The sequence below is a fragment of the Pseudocolwellia agarivorans genome (assembly GCF_002000085.1).
Classification (GTDB): domain Bacteria; phylum Pseudomonadota; class Gammaproteobacteria; order Enterobacterales; family Alteromonadaceae; genus Pseudocolwellia; species Pseudocolwellia agarivorans.
The window spans coordinates 79853-94977 of the sequence record NZ_MUZU01000012.1; the positions used below are offsets into that span (position 1 = coordinate 79853).

Here is a 15125-nt window from a genome sequence, read left to right on the forward strand (position 1 = left end):
ACTAATTAACCGATAAGGACTGTTGGGTTGCCTACAATAATTTTACCGCCATGAGCTGTACCATCACCAAAACGAGCGGCTGGTTTACCATTAATTTTAACTGAACTAGAACCAGCATTTATAGTATCTGGTGGACCAACACAAACCAGCTTGTCACCTTTTCTTGCTGCAGGTAAACCGCCAATAAGTACATTCGTTGAACCTATTACTATAGGTCCGCCCACATGTGGAACAGGACCGGGGTTAACCTTAGGGCACAAATGCATATGTGTTACGGTTGCTGCTGGCATTCCCATAATAGTTCCTTAATATAGTGAGTTAATCTTCGTGGTCTAACGGAATGATAACGAGTGACCCTTGCTCTAATGCTGTAGCTAATAGATTGATTATTTTATCTGTGTGTTGATTAGCTTGTTGGTAATCGTCATTTACGTAATAGCAAAATAATTTATTTACAATATTTGGTACATTTTTCCATTGATGCAAATTTTGTAAAAACTGCTCTCCATAACTAGCACAGCTAACAAATTGAGCTAAAGGAGGTGCAAGAAGAGGATCAGCTGGCTTATCTTCTGGCTTACACACTAAATGGGGGTATCCAAACTGACACAAAACATAATGTCCTTTGCACAAACGATCTAAACGCCCAATATTTGGGTAATGGTAGTTAAACATATTAATTAAGCTTAATTTGAGCAGCTTTTAAGGCAATACTAGTGCCATTTACTTTAACATTAGTCCCTTTGACTGTGATATTAGTGCCTTCAATACTAATTGCCCCACTACTGCTCATTTTTATTGAAGCACCACCTGTTTTAAAAACTATTTCACTACCCGCTTCAATATTAAGAGTTTTCCCCACCTTTAATGTATCATTATTACCTATATCACTCTTTCTATCGTTGCCAATTTTAAGTGTGTTATTATTTTTAATATCTGTTAATCGGTCGTTACCGATCTTAAGCGTATTATCGTTAACTATCTCAGTAAGTCGATCATTACCAATAGTGTCTTTTTGATCATTTTTTACATAAAGCTCATGATCTTTTTCTGCCTGAAAGAATAATAATTCTTTGCCTATATCATCTTCAAAGCGAACTTCATTAAAGTTATCCGCACCACCATTTTTAGTACTGCGTGTTTTAATACCACTTTGTGTTTTTTTAGCCGGTAATGCATAAGGAGGCATTAAATCTGCGTTGTAAACAGCCCCACTGATAATAGGCTGATCTGGGTCACCATTGATAAACTCAACGAGTACTTCTTGACCAACTCGAGGAAAAAAGAAGGCTCCCCATTTATTACCAGCCCAGTTTTGTGCAACCCTTATCCAACATGAGCTTTTGCCATTAAACTCGCCTTCACGATCCCAATGAAATTGTACTTTGACTCTGCCATATTTATCTATATGTTGTTCATCACCAGGATCACCTGTTACAACAGCTGTTTGAACACCACTTATTAACGGTTTATTAATTTTTACCGTAGGTCTATAAGGGGTATCTTTAGGTACACATTCAAAATCATTTTTGTATACAGCATTACTAGAACTTTGATTTGCTCCTGACTGATTAGGCTGAGTAGCTGAAGTTCTTATCGCTGTAATTAAATAACTTTTACCTTTATAAGTACTATCTTCGTGATCTTCAAACGTAAAGAATTTTGCAATAGAAAAACTACGACAATCGCCCTGCCCTGAGCATTTATGCATATCTTTTTGAATGGCTTCAAGCTGATTAATAGCAAAAGGTTGCGCACGTTTATTAAATTCAGACTCACCTAAATAATCAAAAACTTCGAGGCTGCCTTGCGCAGGTAAACTTGAAGTGTTTTTACTACCCGTAGGGTAAAGTGTTGGTTGTTCAAAGTCATAACCTTTCTGTTCATATCCACCGCTAACCATTGATAAACCACCTTGCCAATGCGCAATGTGTGATTTTGTTAAATGGCCAGAAAAGCATCTTACTTTAGCTTCTGCACATTTTTTATATACAGTAATATCATCAGCAAGGATTAGTGTATGTGCAGAACTACTATGTTCAAAAAAGTAAAAAATACCTTCTTGCTGCAATAGTCTTGCAACAAAATCTAAATCTGATTCTTGGTACTGAACGCAGTACTCATATTTTGGGTAAGTTTTAGTGGTTTTATCTTGAAATGCGACACTATGTTGTCCAAAAAGATCTGCAATAATATCGATAATTGATAAATTTTGGAATATTCGACAGTTGCTTCTTTTTTTCATAAAAGCAGCTGTAGGTACGATCACTGCTTGGTAGTCTATATAGTTTTCTTTTTCATCTGACGAAGCTGTTCTCATGCCTGCAGATTCTAAATGGCTAACTACACCATGAAAATAGCGTATTGCACCATTACTTTCTGCATTTCTAAGTGATACACATACTTTTTTCCCGACTAATGCATCCAATGCTATTTTAGTACCTACGGTAAACATAGATACTGTAAATGAAAAGAGTTGTGATATAGCTTCAGTACCACTTAAGTGTGTTAAATATAAAGTATCTTTACCTAATGGAGTGGCAATACTAATAATATTGTTTTTCTGAGTAGCCTTTTGCATTCCTTGCCCCGATGAATAAACGAAAAAACCTTAAGGGATTAATCCCTTAAGGTCCTAGATCAAAAACAAATTACATTTGTTGACCTTTAACACCACTGTAGCCGTAACGAAGCGCTGCAGTAACATTGTTTTTATCATCAGTAGGCGTAACAGCCATCATCATTTCTGTGTAGCTAATAGTGATAGTTTCTACAGGGCGATCGCCTTGAATTGAAACACTGTAGCTAGAAATCATTGCATCAGTAAGTTCAATTGACATAATTTCTTCAATTTTATCACCTTGTTTAGTGATATAGAAAATTGCTTTTTTACCTTTACCGATTGTTGCTTCTTCAAATAAATAAGTTGATGCATTATCTTGAAGTTTTGTAATAGTTACGTCACCAAGACGTGTAGCACTTGCTTCACGATCTTGAGCTGTACCTGTAAAAGAGCTAAGCTCACGACTAACATTCCAATCAACAGATAGAACTGTGATTTTATCCTTGTAGCCTTCAGCTGTAGTTTCGCCTTTTATTCCTTCATAATCCAAATACGTATTTGCTTGCATTGTTAATGCTCCTTTTGCTTGAGTTTTATCCATTAGTGGATAGGCTAAATTAAGTTTTAATACATTATTTAAAACTTAATAGTTCTTACGTAGTAAGAAATTTCCGTTTTATTTTGTAAATAAATTATCAATAAAATTCATTTAAAAAATACTACATAACCATAATTTAACGACGACAGAATATACTAAAAAAAAGGCAACTTCAACACTTTAAAATTTAATTTTTAACCTTTAAATACAACAACTTAAACTCGCTATTTCAGAAATTGGCGTACAAAAAACCATTGTCATTTATACGACAATAAAAAATTTAATTAAATCAAGTATTTTAAAAAAACACTTGATTTAAGACCTAACCTGATTTTATTAAATACGTGTGAAACGCTATTTTTGTCAGACAAAAATATTTAAAAATAATTAAACCGTATAATTAAACTCTTCATCTTTTACATTAACTGATATTTTCTTTGGCTTCTTCTCGGAAACCATTTTATTCAATAATTTAACTGACAAATCAGGCAGCATACTGTTCTGTAAAATATTATGGATATTACGAGCGCCAGATCCTGCGTCAGTGCACATAGAAACAATTTTATTGATAACATCATCAGTGTAATTAAACGATGCTTGGTAATGGTTTTCTAATCGAACACTTATTCTAGCAAGTTGCAATTTAGTAATATCATTTAGCGTATTTTTATCTAAAGGAATGTACGGGATAACATTAATTCGGCCTAAAAATGCTGGCTTAAAGCAAGTTAATAGGTCATCTTGTAGTGCTTTACGTAAACCAGAAATTGAAGGCGTTATTTCTTCGTCTTCAAAAAGCTCCATCGTTGTATCGGTACCTACATTTGAGGTCATGATGATAATGGTATTTTTAAAATCGATATCTCTTCCTTCACCATCTTTGATAGTACCTTTATCAAAAACTTGATAGAAAATATCTTGTACACCCGGATGAGCTTTTTCCATTTCATCTAATAAAATAACACTATAAGGTTTACGACGAACAGCTTCAGTAAGTACTCCACCTTCACCATAGCCTACGTAACCTGGAGGTGAGCCTAGTAATAATGAAACTTTATGCTCTTCTTTAAATTCAGACATATTGATAGTCGTAACATTTTCTTCACTGCCATATACCTGCTCGGCAAGAGTAAGTGCTGTTTCAGTTTTACCAACGCCACTTGGTCCTGCTAATAAAAACACACCAATAGGTCTAGTTTCATCACCAAGTTGAGCGCGTGAAGTTTGTACTGTTTTAGCAATAGCATCTAACGCGTGTGGTTGCCCAACAACTCTTTTACTCATGGTTTCTTTTAAATTTAAAACCATTTGAATTTCGTCATTCTGCATTTTACCTACAGGAATACCCGTCCAATCAGAAATAACTTCAGCAACAAGTTGTTCATCAACTTGCCAATGAACCATTGGATTTTTATTTTTCCCAAGCTCTACTTTTAATGACTTCAATTGTTGTAGCTTAGCTTTTTTATCTTCAACTTTTTCAGCTTGCAATTCAGACACTAATTCAGAAACTTCTTTAACTAACTCTATTTCTTTCTGCCATTGCTCTGTTAAAGGCTTAAGCGTTTTTTGAGTATTAAGTAATTCATCTTTAAGGGATTTTATTAATGCTTTATGATTTGCACCGGTTTTTTCTTCACGCTGCAATAAGGTTATTTGAGTTTGTATTTGTTGTTCTTTACGTTGAAGGATTTCAACACTTCCTGGTGTAGAAGCTTGACTCATTGCTACTCTTGCACAAGCAGTATCAAGTAAACTAACCGCTTTATCAGGTAACTGTCTGCCTGTAATGTAGCGGTGAGATAAACCAACAGCCGAACATAAAGCCTGATCTGAAATGACAATTTTATGATGACTTTCCATCACAGGTAGCAAGCCTCTCATCATTACCACAGCTTGCTCTTCTGTTGGTTCTTCAATTTTAACCACTTGAAAACGACGGCTTAATGCGGCATCTTTTTCGAAGAACTTTTTATATTCAGCCCAAGTAGTTGCAGCAATTGTGCGTAATTCACCACGAGCTAAAGCAGGCTTTAATAAATTAGCAGCATCGTTCTGCCCTGCTTGACCTCCACTTCCTATCATTGTATGTGCTTCATCAATAAATAAAATAACTGGCTGTGGTGAATTTTTAACTTCTGCGATCAAAGATTTTAATCTATTTTCAAACTCACCTTTCATCCCTGCACCCGCTTGTAATAAAGCAAGATCAAGTACATGAATTCGAACATTCGTTAGAGCAGATGGTACGTCTTTTTGAGAGATTTTAAGTGCTAAGCCTTCAACGACTGCTGTTTTACCTACACCCGCTTCCCCTGTCAAAATAGGGTTGTTTTGTCTACGTCTCGTTAAAATATCGATCATTTGGCGAATTTCGTTATCTCGCCCTAAAATTGGGTCTATTTTTCCCTTTTCTGCCTGTAATGTTAAGTCTTGGGTAAACTGATCTAGACTTGGAGTTTTACTCATTGTTGTATTTTGAACATTTTGCTCTGTACTTACAGGAGATATCGCTTGTTCTTTTGATTGATTAGCAAGCTGTGGCCAAGCATGAAGTAATTGTGCTGAATCAATTTTAAGTAATTGTTTAGCTGAACGAGAGATTAAATTACTAAGAGATTCGTCATTAAGTAAAGTGTAAAGAATATATGCTGAACGAATTTTAGTATCATTGAATTCAATACTTGTATTAAGCCAAGTTTGACGTAATAAAGTAACGATATGAGGAGATAAACTTGGCGCAGCACTATGACCCGTTTTAAGCGGCTCTAAACCTTGATGTAACTCGGCAATTAACTTTTCTTTATCTATAGAGAAACTGGCCATTATTAGTAATATGTCGCCTAATTCTTTTTCTAATAAGGCAAGTAACCAATGCTCCATTTCTACAGTAAACTGGCTACGGCTATGACATATAGCAGCACCTTTTTCTAGGGCTTGTCTACACTCTGGAGTTAGCTTTTCCACAAGTTTATTTAAGGTCATTGCTGACATTTTTTAATCCTTTAAGTTAAGTTTAATTATTACAATTTATATTTTTTTCTATCTATTATTCGTTATATATAAACAATTATTTACTATAATTTTTTTATAATGGTAATGAATATGAGTTATCAAATTTTTCTTTTCTTGAAACTAAACCTCCGCCCATTCCAAGAGGAACACTACCTTTAGAAAGTTGAACAATAGGCATGATGCCTTGCTTAATCTCTAAAAATAATTTGAATTTGATACCTATCCCTAAATAGGATCGAGCCAGAGATTTCACCTCTTTAACAATTTCGAGCCTCTTATCATAATTACTCAATAAATTATCACGTTGAGGTTTAATATAAATTTCTATTCCTGAATTTATATCCCAAACTCTACTGCCTATACTTGCATCAACACCTAATCGAGAAAACTGCCCTTCAGGTAGAGTTCTGGCAGCTAAACGAGTTTGCTCAGTTGGAGCTAATTTTTGCCATTTGCCTTTAAACTGTTTCACAGAAACGTCGCTCTGAGTAAAATGACTTAAAATACTAATGAGTCCATCAACACTCCTAATTTTTTTATTAAAAATGCCTGCATATAAAAGGTTATTACTTTTATTTCCAGCTAATTTACTAATAGCAAATGAAAAAGAATCAGGCGCATATTCTTGATTGCTTTTATAATTAACAGAAAATCGATACTTTTCCCAAGCTCTATAAAACAATGAAATTAAACGATGATTAAAAAGATCATAGAAATCTTTCATCCCTGTATCTTTAAGTTTTAATCTTTCTAAAACCAATTCAGAGTAATGTTGTGGTAATACTCCACTAGAACCAGTTAAACCCATAAAAGAAACTAACATATCTACTGAAATCACATCTTTAGATGTAGCATTTTTACTGACTTCTTTTATAGGCTGTCCCGGAAAACCAAGGTGTTGTTCAGCTTTAAATCTAACCAATTCATTTTTAGGTAAGCTATCATGACCGACTTTTCTGTACTGCGCCTTGCCCTGAGCTAATTGCTTTTGCAGCGCAAAAACAGCTTGGTAGAAGTCATGTTCAGATGGGTTATCAATTAAAGACTGGATACTCATATCAGAGGTACCTTACCTGCTCTACTCGGCCAGGTATGATAAATGCCATTTTGATCTTTGAAGCGTACACTTAAACGAGTAAAACTATTAATTGACGCAAATTGGGCAAAAACACGATCTAAAATAGTACAAAAGAAAAAGACATCACTCGTTGAATAATGTTCGCTGCTAAAAGTAAGTTCAATATCGTTTCCGCTGCAAAAGCCTATCATTCCATTTTGATTCACTCTTGCCGTAGCAGGCGTTACTTTTATTGCGTTTATACTTTCTATGAGGGTTTTATTTTCAGGTGAATTTTTAAAATCATAAAGTTTTAACATCTCTTTCAATGTTTTAACTGCATCATTCCCTGTAAAACTATCAAGAGACAAATGACTCACTAACTGCCATCTAGATGCATCAGTTAAGTCTGCACGTACAGGTTGAGTCGGAGCTAATAGGCACTTAACCTTTTTAATAATGTCTGCTCTGTCAGGAATAAACATTTTAGGTTCATTTGTACCAAAAGGTAGATGTGCAGGTAAATTACGATTACTACATAAAGCATTAACACTTAATAACCATGAACCATAATCTTCATCAGCAGTAAAACCTTTGAATTGATGATCAACCAAAGACAAATACATTTCAGTGCCAAATTCAGCATAACCACCAGCCCAGCTAGAAGCTTCTCTTCTTATATTCCAAAACAAACGATTTTGATCTAAGTAATTAGGATGTGTTTCACCATAAAAAGGCGTAACCAATATTTCGTTGTCTTTAGGATCATAAGCTGTAACATCACTAATACTAATAATTTCTGCCACTTCAGCGTCTAAATATCGAGGACTTAATTTAAATTCATATTGAGATGGCTCGACTCTTACTGGCTCTAGCTCTTGCTCAAACAGGTTAATAATAGGAGTACAGCCTAGAAGAAAATTATTCGCATTGACTTGTTTTTCAAGATCTTCAGAGCCTTCTTTTAGGTAAAAGAATATTTCAAACTGGTCATCAATACCTTGCCATTTAGTATCAAGTTCATCTAAATCGAAAAATAGAAATTTCTCAGGAAATATAAAGTTTTCAAGAAGTAAACGGTAACCAGATAATGTACGTTGGCTATAAGGAACAACTTGTTGTTCATCTTCAAAACCAACTGTTTTGATGTGTCTTTTCTCAAAATACTTAACGGTAGAAAAGTCATCTTTTTTAGCTATTGCAAAACCAATAACATGCTCAAACAATAACTGATATAAATGATAGGTTTGATGCTGTTGCCCATTTAAAAAGAAACGTAATTTATCTAAACCTAAAGTAGACATAGATACATCAGCAAATTCGCCTTTTAAGGTTAATTTAATAATAGATTTAGGTTTGCTATTCCATATAGGCTCTGGTGCATGAAAAGGTGCGTTTTGAAACTGGGCATCGGTAACATCTAAAGGCCATAATTTTGTATCGTAACAGGTTCTAAAATGGCATGTTTTCATGCCTTCAACCTGTGTTTCAACTTTAGTTTTCTTAGGTAATAACACCCCGGTTGTTGAAACGTTTTCAGTCACCATTTTAATAACAGTCATTGAAGGTACTGGTGCTTGATAATCTGGATAAAGTTGCCCTAATAAAGCTTCAGTAAGCTCAGGAAAGCTATCATCAAGCTTCTGTCTAATTTGTGCTGTAAGTAATGAAAAAGCTTCAATTAAACGTGAAACGTGCGGATCTTCAACTTGCTCATCACTGAGTCTCAGACGCCCAGCTAATTTAGGGTAATTAGTCGCAAATTCGGCTCCCATATGCCGAATAAAAGCTAATTCACGATTATAGTATTTTAATAAATCATCATTCATGAAATAACCTCGTTTACTTTCAATCCTAAATGTACGGGCTCAACTTCAGAATCAAACGAAATGTATTCGGGTTCTGGATCTGCATATAAAAGCGCATTAATTCGTAATCTCATTATGCGATCTAACGGTTGTTCTTTATCTACAATTTCAACTTCAACTTCTATAAAACGAGGCTCAAATCGTTTAATTGCTTGGGAAACTTTTTCACAAAGTAATTGCCTACCATCAAGACTAGAAACCCTCATACTTGAAAAATCATGTAAACCATAATTCAATAACGAATGTTCTAACTCTTGATAATTTTCAGGCCAAGTTAACCATTGAACCTTAGCATTTAGCAGGTTTTCGAGATCCCTTCTAACACTTGCTCTTAGCTGTTTTAAACTTTGGCCTTTATGTAATTCTTTAACATCATAATCATCAGGTGAATCGTCTATTAATCGATCTAATATTGATGCTTGTATGGCCTGATGCTTATTGTTCATAATTAATTCGACTAAGCTACTATTTCAAGCTTTTGAATGCTTGTCATAGGCAAAGCTTCTTCATTAACAAACCACATTTTTTGACCCACCCCTGTCATTACATCGGGAGCAGTTTCATTCCAATCAGTTTCACGACCTAATTTTTCTGCATCAGTTTTACTTGTGCCATAAACCATAGGAACATGGGCTTCACCACTGGGACCATTTTTAATACTAAGCTCAACTTTACGCCAAACTTGTTCTAATAAAGATGTCACAGGCTGAAAATGCATAAATTCAATTTCACTGAGTTGGGCAACATAAAACTTACCGTCAGTGCCAAATATCTCAACGAAGCCACCTAAACTATCGTCTAAATCTCTAACTTCAGTTGTATCCTTATCATTAACGGTGAGTTTTATTTCTGGTCTAGCAGATTCAAGGTTTAATGCACTTTCACTGATAGTTTTTTCTTCTCCTTGGGTCATCTCTAGTCTTAATTTCATAAAAGACTCTATGTGAGCGTCAGATTCAGAAAATATATTAGGAATAGCTTTACCCGCAATAAAGTCTTGTCGAGCTTGTTCTGCTCTAATCAGCTGTCTTAAGTTTGAAGCACCAATTAAAAAATCAGGGTGCTTTTGAACAATGTTATTGAGTAACTTGTCTGCTCGCTCTAATTCACCATTAATACATAACAATTCAATAAATGTACTTTTATAGTCAACATTAAGAGGATCTTCTCTTAATAATTCTTCAAGATAAGAAATAGCATCAGCTAATCGTCCTTCTTGTAGCATTTCCTTAATTTTATTCATGATTCGTCCTTTTATTGACTAACTTCTTGATGTTAGTTCTGTTACTAGTTTAATACTTGAGACCATTTGATCTAACTGAAAATACGGCTGTAGTTGAATACTTGAGTAATAATGGCCTGGTTTTCCTCTTATTTCTTTTACTTGTACCTTCGCACTTTGCAAAGGATATTTACTTCGTACTTCATCAGACGCTGTATCTGATGCCGCAGTATATTGATGTAACCATTGCTGTAATTCTCTTTCACACTTTTCTGCAGAATGAAATGTACCAATTTTTTCTCTACCTAATACTTTGATGTAATGAGCAAATCTAGAAACACACAAAATATACTGAAGCATAGAAGATAACTTTGCGTTAACTGAAGAGGATAGAGATTCATATTCCAATGGTTTTTGAGCAGATGCATTACTATAAAAAACTAGATGTTCGCTTCCTTGCACAGCAGAAAGCGAAATAAAACCATTATCAGATAGTTCTTTTTCTGTTTTATCACCTACTAGAAAATTAATTGAAGGTTTACTGCGCCCTCTATAAAGATCCGTTTCATATTCACAAACGGGTAAATCACACACTAAACCTTTAGTTTTTTTACCGGGTTGCATACCACGAATTTGCCCAAACCATCCTGATTCAGCAAATGAACGAATTAATACACTACCAAAAGCAAACGCAGCATTTCCCCAAAGGTGATCTTTTTTAGGATCTTTTATTTGCTCAATAAATTTAAAACTTTCACTTCTACTTCCATCATTTTTATAAGGCGAGCGCATTAAAATATTTGGTAAGGTTAAACCTATGAATCTCGAGTCTTCCATCTCTCTTAATGAATTCCATCGGATATATTCGGCCTGTTTAAACGTTTGAGAAAAATCGAATGATGAAGCCAGATCTGAAAACTCGTCAGCGCCAAAAAATGAAGGATCTACAGAAGTGATAAAAGGAGCAAACGCTGAAGCGGAAGCTTGAGAAATACCTTTTAACGTATCGATATCGTTAGTGGGTTTACCTGTTTTATTAAGATGAGATATATAGTAATCACCAATAAGTACACCAAAAGGTTCTCCTCCTGACATATCGTATTCATTATTATAAATGAGTTTAAAGAACTCACTTTGATCAAACTCAATCGCTTTAGCGATATCTTTAGACAAAGTTACCCAACAGCAATCAAGTACTTTAATTTTTACTTTCTGATTTTTATCGTTTTTCTCTTTCTGATCGATTAAATAAAACATTCCTCGCCAGCTAGCTTCAAGGCTTTGAAACTCAGAGTGGTGAATAATCGTGTTTATCTGTTTTTTTAATTGTTTATCAATCTCATTAATAGCATTACGCAAGATAGTTAAAACACTATCTCTTTCAAATGAATCAAGATTGTGATTTGCATTTTCTAACCAGATCAACAAAGACTTAATAGAGTTAGATTCCCTAAGAAATCGCTCCATTAAGTGTTTGTTTTTAAATTTTCGAGGAACAGAAGATACACGTGAATGTTCTTGTGTATCTTCATTAAATATTTCACTTTGAACAAATGAAATTGTTTCCTGCGTCATTTTGTTTCTATATCCATATAGATTTATAAAAAATAATTAACATTAACCAATGCTTGGTATTTTAGCGACCAATCTTAGAGATGCTGTTAACTCTTCCATTTGCAGCCATGGACGTAACCATGCTACAGCATTGTAACTACCAGGTTGTCCAGGAATTTCCTTTACTTCCACTTTAGCATCAGCCAAAGGATATTTAGCTCTAATATCTTGTCCGCCGCCTTCTGATGCGTTAACAAAAGATAAGATCCAACGATTTAACCAAGCTTCAACATCTTCTGCTTCCATAAAGCTACCGATTTTATCTCTGGCCATAACTTTTAAGTAATGAGCAAAACGAGAAGTTGCCATTAAGTAAGGTAAACGCGCTGATATTTCTGCATTTGCTGTTGCATCATGTGAAGAAAATGTAGGTGGTTTTTGACATGTTTGAGAACCAAAAAACACTGCATAATCTGTGTTTTTATAGTGACATAATGGTAAGAAACCTAATTTACTTAACTCAGCTTCTCTTCTGTCTGTAATACCAATCTCAGTTGGGCACATAAGATCTGGATCACCATCATCACTTGTAAATACGTGCGCAGGAAGTCCTTCAACTTTACCGCCACCTTCAGCACCACGTATTGCAGTACAAAAACCGTATTTACTAAACGCTTGTCCCATATTTGTCGCCATTACGTACGAAGCATTCATCCAACAATAGTTGTCATGCTTAGTCGTTTTTGAACGGGTACCTGTTTCATCAAGCTCAAGTTCTTCATAGCTAAACTCTTCAACAGGACTTGTTGCATGGCCATAAGGAAGTCGAGCTAAAACACGAGGCATAGTTAATGTTACAAAACGAGAATCATCACTTTCTCTAAATGAACGCCATTTCGTGTATTCTAATGATTCAAATACTTTTTCTAAATCTCTAGGCTTACTAAGCTCTGTCCAATCATCAAAACCAAATAATGAAGAACCAGAAGCTGAAATAAATGGACAAAAACCCGCTGCAGCAACGTTCGACATTAATGATAATGTTTCAACATCAGCAGGATGATTTGAAAATTCATAATCACCCACAACACAACCATAAGGTTCGCCACCGGGTGTACCAAATTCAGCTTCGTAAATTTTCTTAAAGATTTGGCTTTGATCAAACTCAACCGCTTTACTTAAATCTTTATGAAGCTCTTGTTTACTTAAGTTCATCATTCGAATTTTTAATGTTGCATTAGTTTCTGAATTTTGAACAGTATGATGAAGCCCTCTCCAGCTACCTTCTAGCTTTTGAAATTCATCATTGTGCATAATAGCAGCAAGTTGGCTTGAGATAGTTTCATCTAAAACTTTAATGGCTTGATTAAAAGTTACTGTTAAATTTTTGTTCCATTGAACAGTACCTTTTAATGCTTCTTCAGTTAAAGAGCGGATTAACTCTTCTGCTCTTGAAGATTCAGTTTGCTTAGTTGCACCTATCGCTTGATCTAAAATTGATAGACTTGTTTCTTCCGCGGCAGATTGATCTAATACTTCACTTTCCGTGCTCATTATTCAGCTCCTTTAATGTCTAGTTCACCGGCTAATTTATCTAAACTCGCGGTATTACTTAAAACATCTTCTAGAATATTTTCTAAATCTTCAGAACGATCGACTTTTGTCATTAAATCGCGAAGTTTATTTCTAGTTTCCATTAGTTTTTTAAGCGGCTCAACTTGATTAACAATTGCAGCTGGCTCAAAGTCACTTAACGAATTAAAGTTTAATCCAACTTTTAACTCTGTATCGTCATCCGACAATGTATTTTCAACAGCGATATCTAACTTAGGATTCATTCTATTTAGAACATCATCAAAGTTATCTCTGTCAATTTGCACAAAACGTCGGTCTTTTAATGGTTTAAGATTGGCTTTATTGTGACCAGAAAAATCACCAGTTATACCTATAACAAAAGGTAACTCTTTCTTTACTACAGTTCCCTCTGTCTCAACATCATATGTGATGTGAACTCGAGGTTTTCTGACTCTTTTTAACTTATCATGTATACCCATGTGATCTCCTTTCAATAACTAGTTTTGAGCAGTACAACACTGCTTTATTCTTCAGTTTTAATTCCTGACAATTTAAAGTAACCATTCCTTGCATCTCCGTCAGTTATAAGCTCCTGAAGTAATTCAGGTAAACTTAAACTACTCCATCGAACAACTTGTTCAATGGCATAAGACATTGGGGAATGAGGTTCGGTTTTTCTAAAAAATTCTGCAACTAAACCTAGCTGCTCAATCGCTTGAACTCTAGAATTCATTTGTTGAGTAATATTAGATTCAAAATGACCTTTATTTTCTTCAGAACCAACGGCTTCATCTGTAGACTCTGTGTCATTATTCATTTCGCTAGTATTAGATTTTTTTAAGATATCAGCAGCTATATGCTGGACTGAATTTGAACAAACTTTCAAACATTGGCTAATGTAGCTTGTTGGCTGAGGTTGCCCCAACATTGCTTTATCCATAGATCTTGAAAGCATTGAAAAAGCTTCTATAGCATTATTAATATCGTTATTTAATTCAATAAAAAAACTATCTGCAGATTCTTTAATAGATAATTCAACATCTTCTAAAGCAATGGATCCTGATTCAATTTTCTTGGCTTGTTTTTCTTTATCTAATCTATCTACATCTATGGCTTGTTCATACTGCCATGTTGAAAAAGGTCCTTCAGATTGACCATCAGTGATATAAATGGACTTAATCGGTTGAATTAATGAGCCTTCACTTTCAATACCATTTAGGCCAATAAGAGGGGCTAATCTTTCAGCTAAATCTTCTGGTTCAGGTGTTGGATAAAGCTCATCCCAATATTGCTCAATCAACTCATGAGCTAAAGTAAAACCAACAGTTAAACCTTTAAAACCATTTAGTCGGCATAATGCTTCAATTAACCAAGCAACTAACTCTAAATCTTTACAATCATTTTTTAAAATTTCAGGGACTTGTTCAATGATAGGCCGCCAATCTGTTGCAATAGCTTGCACGTTGTCTTCATCAATAAGAGCTTTGCGTTCTTTAGCTCGGGCGGTATTTCGAATTTCTTTAAGGAGATAATAATTAGAATTTGGAGTGACGTCTTCCCTTGGATCAACTCCTGTAGGGGCATCATTAGAAATAGGCTGTGTGAGATCAGTAATCTCGAAAATAGACGAATTCAATCTTATTTCTTCCTTGAAATTCTTACTTTTTAACCAG

13 protein-coding genes are annotated in these 15125 nt (G+C 34.8%); all 13 read right to left on the reverse strand.

What is annotated here, in order from left to right; translation table 11 throughout:
- Nucleotides 1-5: 5 nt before the first annotated feature.
- Complete coding sequence (locus tag B0X80_RS16755) at nucleotides 6-296, reverse strand: PAAR domain-containing protein (RefSeq protein WP_076418012.1); 291 nt, start codon at nucleotides 294-296, stop codon at nucleotides 6-8.
- Between the two features lie 22 nt (nucleotides 297-318).
- Complete coding sequence (locus B0X80_RS16760; protein ID WP_077342377.1) at nucleotides 319-675, reverse strand: hypothetical protein; 357 nt, start codon at nucleotides 673-675, stop codon at nucleotides 319-321.
- A 1-nt stretch (nucleotide 676) separates the two neighbouring features.
- On the reverse strand, nucleotides 677-2581 hold the full coding sequence (locus B0X80_RS16765; RefSeq protein ID WP_077342379.1) for a type VI secretion system Vgr family protein: 1905 nt from the start codon (nucleotides 2579-2581) through the stop codon (nucleotides 677-679).
- Between the two features lie 70 nt (nucleotides 2582-2651).
- Complete coding sequence (locus B0X80_RS16770; protein ID WP_077342448.1) at nucleotides 2652-3131, reverse strand: Hcp family type VI secretion system effector; 480 nt, start codon at nucleotides 3129-3131, stop codon at nucleotides 2652-2654.
- A gap of 417 nt (nucleotides 3132-3548) precedes the next feature.
- Nucleotides 3549-6155, reverse strand: coding sequence for a type VI secretion system ATPase TssH (gene tssH / locus B0X80_RS16775; RefSeq protein WP_077342381.1), 2607 nt, complete (start codon nucleotides 6153-6155; stop codon nucleotides 3549-3551).
- Nucleotides 6156-6249: 94 nt separating this feature from the next.
- Nucleotides 6250-7233, reverse strand: a complete 984-nt coding sequence (tssG, locus tag B0X80_RS16780; RefSeq protein WP_077342383.1) for a type VI secretion system baseplate subunit TssG — start codon at nucleotides 7231-7233, stop codon at nucleotides 6250-6252.
- A complete protein-coding gene (gene tssF, locus B0X80_RS16785) occupies nucleotides 7230-9062 on the reverse strand; it encodes a type VI secretion system baseplate subunit TssF (RefSeq protein ID WP_077342385.1) in 1833 nt (610 codons plus the stop codon). Before tssF ends, tssG begins: the two co-directional genes overlap by 4 nt.
- Nucleotides 9059-9547 carry a type VI secretion system baseplate subunit TssE gene (gene tssE, locus B0X80_RS16790; RefSeq protein ID WP_077342387.1) on the reverse strand — a complete coding sequence of 163 codons (489 nt, stop codon included), beginning with the start codon at nucleotides 9545-9547 and terminating at the stop codon, nucleotides 9059-9061. Before tssE ends, tssF begins: the two co-directional genes overlap by 4 nt.
- 11 nt (nucleotides 9548-9558) lie before the next feature.
- On the reverse strand, nucleotides 9559-10344 hold the full coding sequence (locus tag B0X80_RS16795; protein ID WP_077342389.1) for a type VI secretion system accessory protein TagJ: 786 nt from the start codon (nucleotides 10342-10344) through the stop codon (nucleotides 9559-9561).
- An 18-nt stretch (nucleotides 10345-10362) separates the two neighbouring features.
- Complete coding sequence (gene tssC, locus B0X80_RS16800) at nucleotides 10363-11898, reverse strand: type VI secretion system contractile sheath large subunit (protein ID WP_077342390.1); 1536 nt, start codon at nucleotides 11896-11898, stop codon at nucleotides 10363-10365.
- 42 nt (nucleotides 11899-11940) lie between these two features.
- A complete protein-coding gene (gene tssC / locus B0X80_RS16805; RefSeq protein WP_077342392.1) occupies nucleotides 11941-13431 on the reverse strand; it encodes a type VI secretion system contractile sheath large subunit in 1491 nt (496 codons plus the stop codon).
- Nucleotides 13431-13931 carry a type VI secretion system contractile sheath small subunit gene (tssB, locus tag B0X80_RS16810; RefSeq protein ID WP_077342394.1) on the reverse strand — a complete coding sequence of 167 codons (501 nt, stop codon included), beginning with the start codon at nucleotides 13929-13931 and terminating at the stop codon, nucleotides 13431-13433. Before tssB ends, tssC (B0X80_RS16805) begins: the two co-directional genes overlap by 1 nt.
- A 44-nt stretch (nucleotides 13932-13975) precedes the next feature.
- Entirely contained in the window at nucleotides 13976-15088 is a 1113-nt protein-coding gene (gene tssA, locus B0X80_RS16815) for a type VI secretion system protein TssA (RefSeq protein ID WP_245825481.1), read from the reverse strand.
- Between the last annotated feature and the right edge of the window lie 37 nt (nucleotides 15089-15125).

What these genes read in the sequence shown, in the direction of transcription:
- tssB (WP_077342394.1), bottom strand. Translation starts at nt 13,931, where the DNA reads ATGGGTATACATGATAAGTTAAAAAGAGTCAGAAAACCTCGAGTTCAC.
- tssC (WP_077342392.1), bottom strand. Translation starts at nt 13,431, where the DNA reads ATGAGCACGGAAAGTGAAGTATTAGATCAATCTGCCGCGGAAGAAACA.
- B0X80_RS16755 (WP_076418012.1), bottom strand. Translation starts at nt 296, where the DNA reads ATGGGAATGCCAGCAGCAACCGTAACACATATGCATTTGTGCCCTAAG.
- tssG (WP_077342383.1), bottom strand. Translation starts at nt 7,233, where the DNA reads ATGAGTATCCAGTCTTTAATTGATAACCCATCTGAACATGACTTCTAC.
- B0X80_RS16770 (WP_077342448.1), bottom strand. Translation starts at nt 3,131, where the DNA reads ATGCAAGCAAATACGTATTTGGATTATGAAGGAATAAAAGGCGAAACT.
- tssC (WP_077342390.1), bottom strand. Translation starts at nt 11,898, where the DNA reads ATGACGCAGGAAACAATTTCATTTGTTCAAAGTGAAATATTTAATGAA.
- tssH (WP_077342381.1), bottom strand. Translation starts at nt 6,155, where the DNA reads ATGTCAGCAATGACCTTAAATAAACTTGTGGAAAAGCTAACTCCAGAG.
- B0X80_RS16795 (WP_077342389.1), bottom strand. Translation starts at nt 10,344, where the DNA reads ATGAATAAAATTAAGGAAATGCTACAAGAAGGACGATTAGCTGATGCT.
- B0X80_RS16760 (WP_077342377.1), bottom strand. Translation starts at nt 675, where the DNA reads ATGTTTAACTACCATTACCCAAATATTGGGCGTTTAGATCGTTTGTGC.
- tssF (WP_077342385.1), bottom strand. Translation starts at nt 9,062, where the DNA reads ATGAATGATGATTTATTAAAATACTATAATCGTGAATTAGCTTTTATT.
- tssE (WP_077342387.1), bottom strand. Translation starts at nt 9,547, where the DNA reads ATGAACAATAAGCATCAGGCCATACAAGCATCAATATTAGATCGATTA.
- B0X80_RS16765 (WP_077342379.1), bottom strand. Translation starts at nt 2,581, where the DNA reads ATGCAAAAGGCTACTCAGAAAAACAATATTATTAGTATTGCCACTCCA.